General features: G+C 70.1%; 12 protein-coding genes. All 12 read right to left on the bottom strand.

Translation table 11 applies throughout. The annotated features are described in order from the left end of the window. Positions 1 to 180 precede the first annotated feature (180 nt). The 12 genes from JAO81_RS04315 to JAO81_RS04260 all read right to left on the bottom strand — a co-directional run bounded on the left by JAO81_RS04315 (position 181) and on the right by JAO81_RS04260 (position 13464). Complete coding sequence (locus tag JAO81_RS04315) at positions 181 to 2658, bottom strand: DNA translocase FtsK (RefSeq protein WP_199546392.1); 2478 nt, start codon at positions 2656 to 2658, stop codon at positions 181 to 183. Positions 2659 to 2823: 165 nt separating this feature from the next. Beyond that, positions 2824 to 3360 carry a hypothetical protein gene (locus JAO81_RS04310; RefSeq protein ID WP_199546391.1) on the bottom strand — a complete coding sequence of 179 codons (537 nt, stop codon included), beginning with the start codon at positions 3358 to 3360 and terminating at the stop codon, positions 2824 to 2826. Positions 3361 to 3436: 76 nt separating this feature from the next. Next, on the bottom strand, positions 3437 to 5554 hold the full coding sequence (locus tag JAO81_RS04305; protein WP_199546390.1) for a chromosome segregation protein ParM: 2118 nt from the start codon (positions 5552 to 5554) through the stop codon (positions 3437 to 3439). A gap of 147 nt (positions 5555 to 5701) precedes the next feature. Further along, positions 5702 to 6103 (bottom strand): conjugal transfer protein TraB, encoded by a 402-nt coding sequence (locus JAO81_RS04300; RefSeq protein ID WP_199546389.1) that lies wholly within the window; start codon positions 6101 to 6103, stop codon positions 5702 to 5704. Positions 6104 to 6125: 22 nt separating this feature from the next. Further along, positions 6126 to 8390: an ATP/GTP-binding protein gene (locus tag JAO81_RS43305; RefSeq protein WP_199546388.1), complete on the bottom strand. Its 2265-nt coding sequence runs from the start codon at positions 8388 to 8390 to the stop codon at positions 6126 to 6128. Between the two features lie 133 nt (positions 8391 to 8523). After that, positions 8524 to 8832, bottom strand: coding sequence for a hypothetical protein (locus tag JAO81_RS04290; RefSeq protein ID WP_199546387.1), 309 nt, complete (start codon positions 8830 to 8832; stop codon positions 8524 to 8526). Continuing rightward, positions 8829 to 9338, bottom strand: a complete 510-nt coding sequence (locus JAO81_RS04285; protein WP_199546386.1) for a hypothetical protein — start codon at positions 9336 to 9338, stop codon at positions 8829 to 8831. The genes JAO81_RS04290 and JAO81_RS04285 overlap by 4 nt, the downstream gene beginning before the upstream one ends. Positions 9339 to 9484: 146 nt before the next feature. Continuing rightward, on the bottom strand, positions 9485 to 11731 hold the full coding sequence (locus JAO81_RS04280; protein WP_233414893.1) for a hypothetical protein: 2247 nt from the start codon (positions 11729 to 11731) through the stop codon (positions 9485 to 9487). Between the two features lie 19 nt (positions 11732 to 11750). Beyond that, positions 11751 to 11960, bottom strand: coding sequence for a DUF5999 family protein (locus JAO81_RS04275; protein WP_374194256.1), 210 nt, complete (start codon positions 11958 to 11960; stop codon positions 11751 to 11753). Positions 11961 to 12018: 58 nt separating this feature from the next. Continuing rightward, positions 12019 to 12246, bottom strand: a complete 228-nt coding sequence (locus JAO81_RS04270; RefSeq protein WP_233414892.1) for a hypothetical protein — start codon at positions 12244 to 12246, stop codon at positions 12019 to 12021. Positions 12247 to 12461: 215 nt separating this feature from the next. After that, positions 12462 to 12719: a WhiB family transcriptional regulator gene (locus tag JAO81_RS04265; RefSeq protein ID WP_040248489.1), complete on the bottom strand. Its 258-nt coding sequence runs from the start codon at positions 12717 to 12719 to the stop codon at positions 12462 to 12464. 226 nt (positions 12720 to 12945) lie between these two features. Next, positions 12946 to 13464: an ATP-binding protein gene (locus JAO81_RS04260; RefSeq protein WP_199546384.1), complete on the bottom strand. Its 519-nt coding sequence runs from the start codon at positions 13462 to 13464 to the stop codon at positions 12946 to 12948. Positions 13465 to 13724: the final 260 nt, after the last annotated feature.

Genomic DNA, 13724 nt, shown 5'->3' with positions numbered 1-13724 from the left:
CCTGCTGGACGTTCAGTCTAGGGGGGGTACGAAAGGGTGGGGCAACCGGGCGGGAGCACTTTGTACGCCATCAGGCTGGCCGGACATGCATCATGACCGGACATCCTGATGGTGGGACAGGTCGCCTACCCCTCTTCCAACTTGACGTGGTCCGAAGAGAAACGGTTGCCTGCCGTCCCCTTACGGGTGAGCCTCCCCCCGGATCACCGCCAGCACTCCATCCAATTCATCCGGCTTGACCAGGACATCCCGGGCTTTCGAGCCCTCGCTGGGTCCGACGATGTTCCGCGACTCCATCAGGTCCATCAGGCGCCCCGCCTTCGCGAACCCGACCCGGAGCTTGCGCTGGAGCATCGAGGTCGACCCGAACTGGGTCGAAACGACCAGTTCGGCGGCCTGGCACAGGAGGTCCAGATCGTCGCCGATCTCCTCGTCGATCTCCTTCTTCTGCTTGGTGCCGACCGTGACGTCGTCCCGGAAGACGGGCGCCATCTGGTCCTTGCAGTGCTGCACGACGGCGGCGATCTCGGCCTCGGTGACGAAGGCGCCCTGCATACGGGTCGGCTTGTTCGCGCCCATCGGCAGGAACAGCCCGTCGCCCTTGCCGATCAGCTTCTCGGCACCCGGCTGGTCGAGGATGACCCGGCTGTCGGCGAGCGAGGAGGTGGCGAAGGCGAGCCGCGAGGGCACATTCGCCTTGATCAGTCCGGTCACGACGTCCACGGACGGCCGCTGGGTCGCGAGCACGAGGTGGATACCGGCGGCGCGCGCGAGCTGGGTGATGCGGACGATCGCGTCCTCGACGTCGCGCGGCGCGACCATCATCAGGTCCGCGAGCTCGTCGACGATGACAAGGAGATACGGGTACGGCTGTAGCTCCCGCTCACTGCCGAGCGGCGGGGTGACCTTGCCGTTGCGTACCGCCTCGTTGAAATCGTCGATATGACGGAAGCCGTACGCCGCGAGGTCGTCATAGCGCAGATCCATCTCCCGTACGACCCACTGCAGCGCCTCGGCGGCCCGCTTCGGGTTGGTGATGATCGGCGTGATCAGGTGCGGAATGCCCTCGTACGCGGTGAGCTCCACGCGCTTGGGGTCGACGAGGACCATGCGCACGTCCTCGGGGGTCGCGCGCACCATGATCGAAGTGATCAGGCAGTTGATGCAGGACGACTTGCCGGAGCCGGTGGCGCCTGCCACCAGGACGTGCGGCATCTTGGCGAGGTTCGCCATGACGTAGCCGCCCTCGACGTCCTTGCCGAGCGCGACCAGCATCGGGTGGTCGTCCTCGGCGGCGTCCGCGAGCCGCAGCACGTCGCCGACGTTGACCATCTCGCGGTCGGTGTTCGGGATCTCGATGCCGACCGCGGACTTGCCGGGGATCGGGCTGATGATCCGGACGTCGGGCGAGGCGACCGCGTACGCGATGTTCTTGGCCAGCGCCGTGATCTTCTCGACCTTCACCGCGGGGCCGAGCTCGACCTCGTAGCGCGTGACCGTCGGGCCCCGGGTGAACCCGGTGACCTCGGCGTCGACCTTGAACTCGGAGAACACATTGCTGAGCGAGGCCACCACGGCGTCGTTGGCGGCACTGCGCGTCTTGCCCGGCCCGCCGCGCTCCAGAAGGTCGAGCGAGGGCAGCGCGTAGGTGATGTCGCCGGAGAGCTGGAGCTGCTCGGCGCGCGGCGGCAGCTCCCGGGGCGCCGCGGGAGCGGCCTTCGTCAGGTCAGGAACGACCTTCGAAGAGGACACCTTCGCGCGAGCCGGGGGCTGGGGCGGCCTCGGCGCAGGCACGGCCGCACTCTGTCCGCGCGGTGGCGCGGTCGTCTTTGGGACGTCAGGCGTGCGCGCTTCGCTGCTGAGCTGGACCCGCGGGGCGGGTGCCGGCAGGGCGGTACGCGGGTGCTCGGGGTTTCGTTCGCCGTCGCTGCGGGGTGCGTTGGGCGCCGGGGCCTGGAGGACGCCGAGATGCGAACCGAGCGCGCGCAGCCGGCGAGGGACGGCGTTGACCGAGGTGGCGGTGGCGACCAGCAGGCCGAAGACGATGACGAGCACCAGCAGGGGTGCGGGCAGCAGGGCGCCCATCATGTATGTGAGCGGGGTCGCGGCGCCCCAGCCGATCAAGCCGCCCGCGTCCCGTATGGCCTGCAAGCTGTCTGTGCGAGATGGGGAACCGCAGGCAATGTGGATCAGCCCGAGGATCCCGATGGCCACCAACAACAGCCCGATGGCGCGGCGGCGGTGGCCCGGGAGCGGATTCGTGCGCCGGACCATGCGTACGGCCAGTACGGCGAGCAGCACCGGTACGAGGATGTCGAGGCGTCCGACGGAGCCGGTCACCAGGGTCGCGATGAGCGCGCCCGCCGGTCCCTGACCGTCGCCCCAGGTGCCCACGGCGACCGTCAGAGCGCCACCGAGCAGCAGCAGCGCGATGCCGTCCCTGCGGTGGGGCGGACCCAGGTTCCTGGCGCCGCGTCGCGGAGGTCGCCGTGTTGGCCACCGGGTGGAGGTGGGCTTCTTGGCGGCCGTCTTCTTCGCTGCTGCCCTTTTCGCCGGCGCCCGCTGTCCCGGGGTCCGCTTCGCGGCAGGCGTCTTGGCCGTCGGCCGCTTCGCAGCGGGCCTTTTCGCGGCGGTCTTTTTTGCGGGGGGCTTCGTCACGGCGGGCTCCAGGGGTTTCGCGGGCAGACGGTGCAGGGCTCGCGTGGGTTGTTCCGACTCCCTGAACGCCCCCGGGGTCTCGGTGCCGAGGCTCCCGAAGGGCGGGCAGGCAAAGGTCGGTTCAGCAACGGTGCAGGGCCAGCGTCAGGACGCTTGTGGCTCGCGTCAGAGGCCGCGGGCGTCGGCGAGGTCGGCGGCTTTGCCGAGCATCCGCAGCGGCATCGAGCCGTCGGTGAACGCGTCGTTGAAGCTGGGCACGGTGTCGAAGCCGTCGAACTCACGGCGTATCGCGTCCAGGAGGACGTCGGTGGCGTCGTGCTCCAGGGCGGTTCTGCCGCCGGACTCGGCCCGGATGGACGCGAGCTGGCAGATCGCGCCCTGCGCGTTGCGGAGTGCACCGCGGCACCAGCCGGCCACGGCCATCCGGCGGTGGGCGCGCTGCAGGAGCGCGGCGACGGGTGTGCCGTACGGCGTGGCCGGTGACGGGTCGATGTCGATCGGGACGGTGATGACGTCGGCGAGGTCGAGCAGGTCGCGGGTGCTGGTGAGGTGTGCGGTGTTGATGTCGTAGGCGAGGGCGGCGAGTTCGAGGCGCTCGGTCATGAGCGCGTCGATGAGGGCGAGGCGCGCCTCGAGCGACAGGCCGGCCGCGAGCGTGCGGGCCGACGTGGAGGGTGGGGGGGCGAGGGCGGTTCGGGGCACCAGAGGACCCCAAGACGCAGTGCGTCGTGTCGGGGCAGGTGGGCAGCACGCCCATGGGGCGTGCGTGATCGCGCGTTTAGGTGTTGGTGAGGTGCTTGATGCGCTCCAAGGCCTGCGCGGGGGTGGTGACTTCCGCCTCGTAGCGGCGGGCCCCGCCGGCGCGAGAAGCGGAGCGCGTGCGGGTCGTGTCGCTGGCATCGAGGTCGTCGGCGTCTTCGTCTTCGATCTCTTCGCCGAATTCGCCGGGCTGGGGCGGCAGCGTCCAGTCGAACCAGAGCCCGCGCGCTTCGAGTTCGCGGATCTCGTGATCGGTGAGGCGGTACACCTGCTCAGGGAACAAGTGCGCGATGGACTCGAGGAAGTTGATGTATAGGGTGCGCAGGACTTCCGGTTTGCGGTTCTCCACGATCCAGCCGGCCCCGCCGGTGTTGGAGTCGGCCGCCGGCTCGGGCTCGCCCTTCATGACGCGCTCGATGCGGCCTTCCGGCTCCTGGGTGAAGGACCGCGGCAGCGGGGCGGGGATGTTCTCGGCCGGAACCCCGAGGGCCTTGAACATCTCGGGGACCTTCTTGGCGGCGACCTTGAGGACGATCGGGATGCTGTTCTCGCGCAGGTTCTCGTTGAGGAGCTGCGTGAACCCGTCGTGGACGTAGATGGATTGGCCGGCGACGTCCTCGCCGATGGCGTACTTGCGTCCCTTGACGGAGGCCTGCTCCGCCAAGTCCATGATCTCCCCGCCGTACTGGGGGTGGCGGGCGGCGGACAGGAACTCGTCCAGCTTCAGCTTCAGCGGCCGGTAGGGGCAGCCGGTCGCCTCGGGGTGCCAGTCGTGGACCTCGCCGTCCTCCCACACCATCTCGCCGCGGATCGCCATCAGGCCGAGGGTGGCCCTCAGAGCGCGCAGCATGTACAGGGCGCCGGTGCCCTGTCGGTCGATGTGCTGGCCGAGCTTGGTGGTCTTCTCGTCCGGCGACTCGGACGCGAGCCACACGACGGCGCCCCAGTTGGCGTCGGCGACCACGGACAGGGCGAGCAGCTGGGTCTTGCCGCCGCCGGATGGCGCGACGTACAGGCCGTGGGCGGCGCCGCGGTCGGTGTGGCACCGGTTGCGGGCGGGCTGCCCGTTGCCGAGGTAGCCGACGACATAGCGGCCCTCCGCATCGGGGGTGAGCAGTTCGCGGGTGGCCGGGTACAGCGCGGCGAGCGGGGTGGAGTCCCAGTGGGAGACGAGGAATTTGCCGCCGCCGTCCAGGGTGACGAAGACGCAGCCCTCGTCCGCGCCGGCGCCGAGGGCTTGGGCGAGCCGCTCTTCGTTGATGACGGGTTCGCCCATGCCCGCGGGCATGCGGGCGATGTAGTGGGTGACACCGCGCTCATCGTCGCGGAGTTTGTCGACGAGCTGGGAGTGGGGGATGGGGCCGCGCTCGTAGCCGATGCGGTCGTCCCACCGCTCTGCGTCGGAGGGCTGCTTGCGGCGGCGTTTGGTCTCGTCCGGCGTGATGTGGACCTGCAGCCAGCTCGGGCCGACCAGCGTGCCGTCGGCCCGCACCATCCGCTCGATCTTCACGGCGCGCTCGTCGACGTCGAAGGGCGCGGCGATCTCGTGGTCGGTGAGCATGGTGATCGGCCGGCCGTCTTCGGCGGCGCGGAGCGTGAGGGTGAGGTCGTGGTGGGTGCCGGGGTGCGGGGTGGCGGTGACGACGAAGGTGCGGCCGGGCCGGCCGGCGTTGTCCCACAACAGCCGCACTTGCCGCGTGTACAGGCTCGCACCGTCGTCGGGTGTCTGTTCCACGGCGGCCGCAGGTGCGGGTTCGACGGCGGCCGCGAGGGCCGGTCGGTGTCGGCGCCGCCCGTGCCGGGCCATCGGAACGATCAGCGAGTAGGCCGCGGCCCATGTGGCGGCCGCGGCGGCGTCCAGGCCCCAGTACCAGCCGGGTGTCCACAGCGCGGCGAGGTCGATGAGGCTGCCGGTCGCGACCGGGCTCATCCGCAGGATCTTGCGTCCGGCGGCATCGGTGGTGCCCTTCTTGCCGCCGATCCAGGTGGCGACGATGCCGGCCGCGGCGGCTGAACCGGCCAGGACGACGCTGGTGTTCAGGGCTCCGTCGGGAGACAGGTTGGGGGCCGCAGCGATGACCGGTGCGGCCGCGGTATAGACGAGGCGTTCCAGTACGACACTGCGGGGGATGGACACCGAAATTCTCCGATCGTGCTGCGGCCCTGGGACGTCGAGTCCGCGACGGTGAGAGGAAACGAGACGGGCATACGGGCGCGGAGGGCGCCCCTGGCAAGGGCGCCCTCCGGGTGAGGTGCGGTGGTTGCGTTGGCGGGCTCGGGGCGGTTAGCCGCCGCGTCGCACGAGGAAGCCCGGCTTGGGGGTGCGTTCGGCGCGGCCGGAGCGGATCGTGTCCAGCGGCTCGTACAGCTGGGCATGGGTCTTGCGGACGTCCCACGCGTCCGCGGCGACCTCCTGGGTGGTCTCGGCGAGCTTGCGGGCCTCGATCGCGACGCCGCCCAGGGCGACCGACACCACGTTCTGCATGTTGACGAACTTCTTGTCCAGCTCGGCACGTTCGATGTCGCGCGCCAGGTCCTCGGACTTGTTTGCGTTGATGTCCATGCGCATCTGCAGCCGCTGCAGCCGGACATGGGCGCTGTCCAGCGCGCCGGCCAGCTTCAGCAGCTTGTGCTGCACGGACTTGTACTTGTTGTCGCCGTTGGTGGGGCCGATTTCCTCACTCATCGCAGGCTCTCCTGTCTGGGGGTCAGTCGTGGTGGGCGGCGGCGGACGCGGTCTTCAGGCCGCCTGCCTCCATCGCCGCGAGGTCCTCGCTGTAGGTGCGGCCCACGGAGAACGCAGCGAGCGTGGCGGCATCGCTGGCGGTTTCACACGCCTTGGCGAACCGGTCGGCGAAGCTGCGCATCCGGTCCGCGCTGTCCGCGAGGTTCGCGATCAGGGCCGTGACTCGGCTGTCGATGTTGTGGTCGACCGCCAGCTCCCGCTCCATCTCCCGCAGGGCATCGGACACTTTGGCGAGCGCCTCGGACAGTTCTTCGGCCTCCTCCTTGTCGCAGGCGGCCGCGACCGCGAGGTTGACCACCTCGATGAGGTACTCCTCGAAGGTGATGTTGGTGCGGTGCTGGGCGGCCATCGGGGCCACGGGCCCCTGGGGTTTCGCGGCCGGATGACTCACGGTCTTCTCCTCTTCGAGCGGTGTGCTGGTGCCCGACCCCGCGGTGTGCGGTGCGGTGGCCGGCGGGAGCGACGGGATAGAACGGCGTGCCGCGCTGGTCTCCTTGTCGGCCGCGGTGGATGGAGCGGGCGGGTCGTCGCGTTCGAGGGTGATGCCCACCGTGTGGGCAGGGATCGGCTGCTGACCCGCGGCCTGGTCGCGTTCCGTGCGAGCACGCGGCTGTTCGCGTTTGCGGGCGCGGTGGTCCCGAAAGGCCTTGAAGGACCGCTCCCACTTCGTGCGCGGGCCGTCCTCACGGTGACCTGGCCCCTGCGGATCTGCGTCCGGTGTGCCCGGGCCGGCGTCCGGCTTCGATGCCTGCGGATCGCCGGGATCCGGGTCGGGCTTCGGCTTTTCCGCAGCCGGGTCTCCTCCCGGGCCCGGTCCGGTGCTCTTGCCCGTGTCGGTGCCCTTTGAGCCGGTGTCCGGCTTCGTGAGATCCACCTTGGGGGCCTCGCCGGAGCGCGGCTCCGCGGGTTTCGGCGGTTTGGTGAGGTCCACCTTCTTCGGCGTCTCGTTCTTCGGTGCCTTGGTCAGGTCGACCTTCTTCGGCGTCTCGTTCTTCGGTGCCTTGGTCAGGTCGACCTTCTCCGTGGCCTTGGCGGCCTCGGCCTTCGCCGCACGGGCGCGTTCGGCTGCCGCGCGCCGCTTGTTCCAGCGCTCCTCCAACGCATCACCGGTGGCCTTGGCCAGCGTGATGCGCTTCGGCGACGCGCCGTCGTCGGGGACCTTCTTCTTCTCCTGCTCCTCCTTGTCCCGTGCGGCCGTCTCGGTCTTCTTGGCCTCGCGCTCGGCGTCATCGGCCTGGCGCTTCTCCCACTCCGCCTGCCGCTGCCGACGCTGCTGGTCACGGTTCTTGGTCCGGTCCTCCAAGCGCGCCTTCTGCCGCTCGGTACGCCGCTTCTGCCGGCCGCGGGCCCGCTCCTGCCCGGGTGTGCGCGGGCCTGCGGAACCGCCCGAGCCGGTAGACGACTTGCCGCCGCCGCGGCCCACACCGCCACGACCGTCGAAAGTGCCTTTGCCGCCCTTGCCGACCCGGTCTGGCCCGCCGCCACCTGCGCGGCCGCCCCCGCCCCGTCCAGTCCCGTTCTTCGGCGTCGTCTTCGAACCCCCAGCCCCGGAACCGGAGCCGCTGCGGTTCGACTTCGAACCGCCACCGGAAGGCGACTTGCCGCCGCCGCGGCCCAAACCGCCGCCGCGGGCCCCTCCGCCACCACCGCCGGACTTGGAGCGGCCCTTGTCCGCGCCCAGACCAGCCGAGGACTTCGCCCGGTCCGCATCGGCTTTCCCGCGGGCGGCGGCCTTGTCGCCCCGGGCCTTCATCACCGCCTGATGGAACTTCGCGTTCTGCTCCATCAACGCGACTTCGGCGGCCGTACGGGCTTCGAGCAGCGCCGTTTTGCGCGCCATCTCCGCTGCCCGGTACGGCATTTCGTTGAGGTGCCGCTCGCGTGCCCGGTCGATGCGGAATTCGAGGAAGTCGCTGATCTGGTCCGCCAGCGAGCGAGGGTGTTCGTACTCGCCCTCACCGTCCTCGAATTCGTCATCATCCGGCTCGTCCGCATCGCCGATTCCGGTGGATGCCAGGACGGCTGCCGGTGACAGGGGAGTCGGCACCGCGGGAATGTGCGGCCTCTCGCCGCCGGATAGCTCTTCTGACTCCGGTGTCGTGTCCGGCGGGGGATTCGCCGGAGAAAAGTCCGGCACGGCCGGCGGGCCGATGTGGTCGTCACCCTCGCCCCATGGGCCGTGCACCACGGTGCTCCCGGTGCCCGGGTCATGGTCGTCGTCAGCCATCAGGTCCCTCCTCCCAAAGGGGTTGACAGAACGTGACCGCTTGTGTGCACGCGTGCACGCGGGCACGTGTGCACGCGTTTCGCGCGCGCGAGGCCCCTTCCGGCGTTCCGGAAGGAACCTCACATCGTGACGGTCAGTAGTCGGGGTGCTTGTCGAGGACCTGCTGCGCGTAGGCCAGCAGGTCGTTCAGCAGCCGCGGATCGCCGTCCGCGCGCCGGGCCAGTGCGACCCGAAACAGCCGGAGCACCTGCGTGAAGGCGTGCAGCACATCGGCCCGGCCGGCCTTCAATTCCCGGGAAATATCGGCGCGCGTGACCCGAAGCCAAAACTCCATCGCACCCGTATCCCCACGGGATTCCCGCGCCTTCTTCGCTTCGTCGAGCTGCCATTTACGGCGGTTGAACTTGGTGCGCTCGACCCTGTTCAGCGGCGGCCGGCTCACGCGGAATCACGCCCCTGCAGGTCATAAACCGACCTCGGAACGTGCTGCTCGTCGCCCCGGACCGCACTCCCCTGCTGGCCCGGAACGGCCTTGAGCTGCGGCTGATTCATCCGGGCCCGCGCCAGCGCCCGCTCCTTCTTCAGGCTCTTGATCCCTTCCGCGTGTTCGTACCGCTTCCGGGCGCTGTTCTCCAGTCCCCTGGTCACGCCCTTAAGGGCCGACACCAGCCGTCGCAGCGCCATCTCGGTCGGCACCGAACGCCACAGCGCCTGCTTCCACTTGTCCCCTTCGACCCGCTGATTGCGGCAGTGCACTCGCACGTAGACCTGCAGGGTCTCCAGGTTGCGGAGCATGTGGACGGCACTGGCCTGGTACTCGGACAGCAGCATGGCGAACGCCTCCGGATTCTCCGCAATCCCCTTCAGTGCGTCCTCATCGGTCTGCCTCTGGTTCTCCTTGAACCGCTCGAACGGGTCGTCTTCCTTCTCGTCGTTGGAGCTGGTCATCGCGGGTTTCTCTCCTCAGTGAAGTGCCGTACGGGGGCTCCGAATTGGCGACAGGATGTGGGCTGGCGCTTCGGCGCCTTCACCGTGTCCCCGAGGCGCTGGCTTCGCTCGGGGGCCGGTGGAACCGTCGAAACAGGTTGTTCTGCTCACTTCAGGTACTTGTCGGCGTCCTCGGGACTCAGGCGGCCGGCCAGCTTCAATAGGCGGATCGCACGGTCCTGGTTGACGGAGAGGGTGGTACGGACGCGCGAGATGGTGACGTAGCCGTCGACATCGCGCGGCAGCGTCTGTACGAGCGGGAGCAGTTCGTCGTCCGTACGGGGGCGGGTGGCCGTACCTGTACGGGGCGCGGTGGCGGTCGTTGATCCGGAACGCGAGCGGTTGCCCGGCGTACTGATACGACCGGCCAGATCGTGGTCGGGCGGATTCGTACGTGCCGTGGCCGTACTAGTACAAGCCGTTCGCTCGTACGCGGCGGCGCTGGTACGGCCGGTGTGCTCCGTACCAGTACGCGAGCCTCCGTTCTTGGCGGCTTGTACGTCGCCTGTACGGCTGCTGTACGCGCTGGTCAGACCCGCATTCGCGCCCGCCGCACCGGCATCGTGCGGCATGCCGTGTACAGGCTCCGTACGAACCGCGTCGCCAGCCGTACGCCCGTGTCCCGTACCAGCGTGCCTGCCGTACAAGTCCGTACCGGTCGGGCTTGTACGGGCGTGCTGCGTACCGACGGATCCATCCGTACGGGCTGCGGCCGTACTGGTACGTCCGTCCGTACCAGCGGCCGTGTCCGTACCACCGTGTCCGTCCGTACCGGCGTCGTGCATGAGCGAGTGGACGCGCCAGATGACGGCCACAAAGATCAGGACGACGAACGTCGTCAGCGGCCACGGGGCGGCCGCCCCCTCGGGGACGAGGTGGGCCTGTTCCGAGAGGTGGAAGACCACGTTGGCGGACGCCATCAGCAGCAGCGCCGCCGCGATGTCCTTCTTGGTGCGGAACGCGGTGACGCAGTAGACGTCGATGCTGACGGGCAGCAGCGGGGCGACATACTCGTTGATGCCGACCATGCGGGCCAGTTCGTATTCGCCGGAGGCGGCGAGGCCGACGCCGGCGGCGAGCGCGATCCACGGGGCGGTCTTCCAGGCCTTGCGGCTGAGGTTCTGGTGCCAGCCGCGCCAGCGGGAGTTGGCCCGCTTCGCCTCGCGGGCTTCCTCGATCAGGCGGTGGGCGCGGGCCTCGTCGGCCTGTGCCCGCTCGGTGATGGCCTTGGCCTTCCGCTCCGCCTCCGCCGTGATGCGGTCGGCGTCCTTCTGGGCGGCTGCCCGCAGTTTGGCTGCGATGGTCTTGCCCTCGTCGCGGAGCTGCTCGCGCTGTGTGTCGCACGCCTGCCTGAGTTCGGCGAGTTCGGCGGCGAGGGCGGTGCGCTTGGCGGCGGCGTCCGCGTCGAACTGGTCGGTGAGCTTGCGTAGTTGTTCGCTCAGCTCGGTTCGGGTCTGCTCGGCCTCGGCGCGCGCGGCAGCGGCATGGGTTTCGGCCTCGCGGCGCCGGGCGTCGGCGGCCTGGACCGCGTTCGCGTATAGCTGCTCCGCCTCCGCACGCCGGCCTTCGTACTGTGCGGCCGCCGTCTCGGCGAGCTCGGTGTACCGCGCGCGGGCTTGTTCGGCTTCCCGCTGCGCTGCGGCCACCAGTTCGTCGGCCTGCTCCTGTGCTCGGGTGAGGATCTTCCCGGCCTCGGCTCGGCGCCGTTCTACGTGGGCTGCGATCTCGGCGAGGTCTGCCTCCGCCAGGCGCCGGAGCTCGGCAACTGCCTTGCTGGTCGCTTCGCGGTCGGTGGCGGCCAGCTCGGTGAGGTCGACGACCTGTGCACGGGCCTCGGCCACCATGGTCTCGGTCCGCTCGCGGGCGTTCGCCAGGAGCCGTTCAGCGTCGCCGCGCGCAGCCTCCAGGTCCTTCTTCGCCGCCGCGCGGTGGGCGGTGGCGTCCTGGTCGGCGTCGGCGGTGATGCCCGCGGCACGGTTCTGTGCTTCGGTCAGCACCGCCGCAGCCTGCGCGTGGGTATCCGCGAGGGTGCGTGCGGCCGCGGTCTCGGCTTCGGTCTGAAGGACGGATGCCTGCTCGCGCGCGCTGTCGATGATGTCGGCGGCGCGGTCCCGGGCGTCCGCGACGCGGGCGAGCGCCTCGAAGTCCGGCTCCGGCCCTGCCGGGTTGGCCGTGGTCGACGTGGAGGACGTAGCGCGGGCGGCGGCAGGCGAGGCCTGGCGGGAGGCCGGCTTCTTACGGACAGGCGTGGGCTTCTGCGGGGTACGGGTGGCGGCCCCCCCCCTCCCTTCCGGGCCGGCCGCTCCCCGGGGGGGGGGCAGCGGATCGGGTAGTTCATCGGCGCAGCCACGCATTCAGGTGCCGCTGCTCCGGCTATGCGGCGCAGTCGGGAGCGAGCGCGCGGCGCGGCGGGACCATCTCTCCTGAGGGCAGCAACTCGCCGGTGTCGTCGAAGACCAGGACGCCGTTGCACAGCCGGCTCCAGCCCTGCTCCGGGTGCGCGGCCACAACCGTCGCCGCGTCCCGGTCCGGGTTGTCGGCCGTCGGGCATGCCGGCCAGTGCGGACACGGAGGCTCATGCAACTCAGGTGCCTGGAGCGTGACTTCGAGGTGGTGATTCATGAGATCTCCTCGCGCGTCGTCAGAGCTGATTGGGCTCGAGGGAGAAATAGAGGATGACGATCCCCGTCGAGAGTTCGGGGAAGTAGTGGGCGATGATCGCCGAGAGGACCTCGGCGCGCGTCGCTCCGGGCCGCGGCGTGACCAGGCTCGATCGCGTGCTGGTCACCCCCTGGGGCCGCTGCAGGGTGAGGATGAAGTGGTGCGTGCCGTTGTCACTGATGACGGCGGGCGCGCTTTGAAGTGGCATCACGGTCGTGGGTCCCTTCTCGCGTGGTCCGGGCTGTCCGGCTCCCCCTCACCGCACGTCCCGCTGTGATGCGCGCGGGACGTGCGGATCGGGCAACCGACGGAGCGAAGTCGCAGGGAAGGTTCAGCGGAGCGCTCGCCGACCGACGTGGTGCTCACGGTTCGTCCGGCGCAGCGGCCTCTCCGGCCGTCCGCGCTCTCGCATGGCCTTTGCCATCAGGCGGATGCCTGCCTGGCACGGTTGCGAGCGGCGCGGCGTTTCATCGCCCGGCGCTCGTCCTCGGACAGTCCGCCCCAAACGCCGCTGTCCTGCCCGGACTCGAGCGCCCATTGAAGGCACTGTTCGACGACGGGGCAGCGACGGCACACGGCCTTCGCTTCCTCAATTTGCAAGAGTGCGGGGCCGGTGTTGCCGATCGGGAAAAACAGCTCTGGATCCTCTTCTCGACAAACCGCGTTGTGGCGCCAGTCGATGCCGGCCTCGGCGGCGGGCAAGTGGGGAGCGGATGGAGCGAAATGGTTCCGGATGTAGGTCATGGAGCCCTCCGTGGAAATCTCAGACTCAGGCAGTCCCAGGAACGGGGAGGCCTTGGGGTAGTTGGGGATGGGCGCGCGGTCGTCTGCCGCGCCTACGAGCGCGCGGAGGCGGTGCCCGGAAGGGCCAGCAGTCCTCGCTTCCGCCGACGTGATGGCGGCGGTGCTACTCGGCGCGGCTGACGCGGCACCTGATCATCTTGTTGAAGGTCGGCTCCGTCGACGGCTCGACGGTCCAGCCGTCCGTGAGGGCGGCAAGAATCCCGAGGCCCCGGCCCGACTCGGCCTCAGCGCTGTCCAACGATGCCTCGCCGCGGTGCGGCTGGCCTGGGGCGGCGTCGTGGACGATCACCTCGATGCCCGGTGTGCCGGGCAGTGCGACGAGCACTTCGACGACCAGTGGGACCACCGCGTTCGGGCCGCTCGCCCGCACTGCGTTGGCCACCAGTTCGGAGACGACGAGCTCCGCGGACTCGGCCAGGCTCTCGTCCGTTCCGTGCGACGCCGGCATCGCGCGGGTCAGTTCGCGGACCCGGCTGACGGCCTCGCCGGACGCCGTCAAGTCAGCGCGGAAGCCCCGCTCTCGCCTGCTCACCACGAGGCCGGGCACCGGGTTGAGGACAAACGACCTGTTGTCGACGGCCACGGCGCGCAGGGTGCCGGTGCCGTAGACGGTGACGGTCACCGCGTCCCACCCCTCTTGTCGTGCTCCCGGACGCGGCGCAGGGCCTCGTTCATGTCCGGGTCGGAGTCCGTCGCAGGCTGTGCCATGCTGATGTCCATCAGGTCCTCCCAGTGGGTCCTGGACAGCCTCGGGGGTCTCAAGTCGCCGGGGCTGTCGTTGTATCGACTGCCGTACGAGCAGGCAAGGGCCCGGGGCCCCCCCCCCCCCCGGGGGGGGGGGGGGGCGGGGGGGTGGCGGGGGGGGGGGGGGGGGGGGGGGCA

Source organism: Streptomyces sp. N35 (assembly GCF_016464295.1).
Lineage (GTDB): Bacteria > Actinomycetota > Actinomycetes > Streptomycetales > Streptomycetaceae > Streptomyces.
Note: the sequence above shows the minus strand (reverse complement) of the source record. Positions and strands in the feature narration are given on the sequence as shown.

Coding starts and splice junctions, on each gene's coding strand:
- JAO81_RS43305 (WP_199546388.1), bottom strand. CDS start 8,390: ATGGCTGACGACGACCATGACCCGGGCACCGGGAGCACCGTGGTGCAC.
- JAO81_RS04285 (WP_199546386.1), bottom strand. CDS start 9,338: ATGACCAGCTCCAACGACGAGAAGGAAGACGACCCGTTCGAGCGGTTC.
- JAO81_RS04300 (WP_199546389.1), bottom strand. CDS start 6,103: ATGAGTGAGGAAATCGGCCCCACCAACGGCGACAACAAGTACAAGTCC.
- JAO81_RS04280 (WP_233414893.1), bottom strand. CDS start 11,731: ATGCGTGGCTGCGCCGATGAACTACCCGATCCGCTGCCCCCCCCCCGG.
- JAO81_RS04270 (WP_233414892.1), bottom strand. CDS start 12,246: ATGCCACTTCAAAGCGCGCCCGCCGTCATCAGTGACAACGGCACGCAC.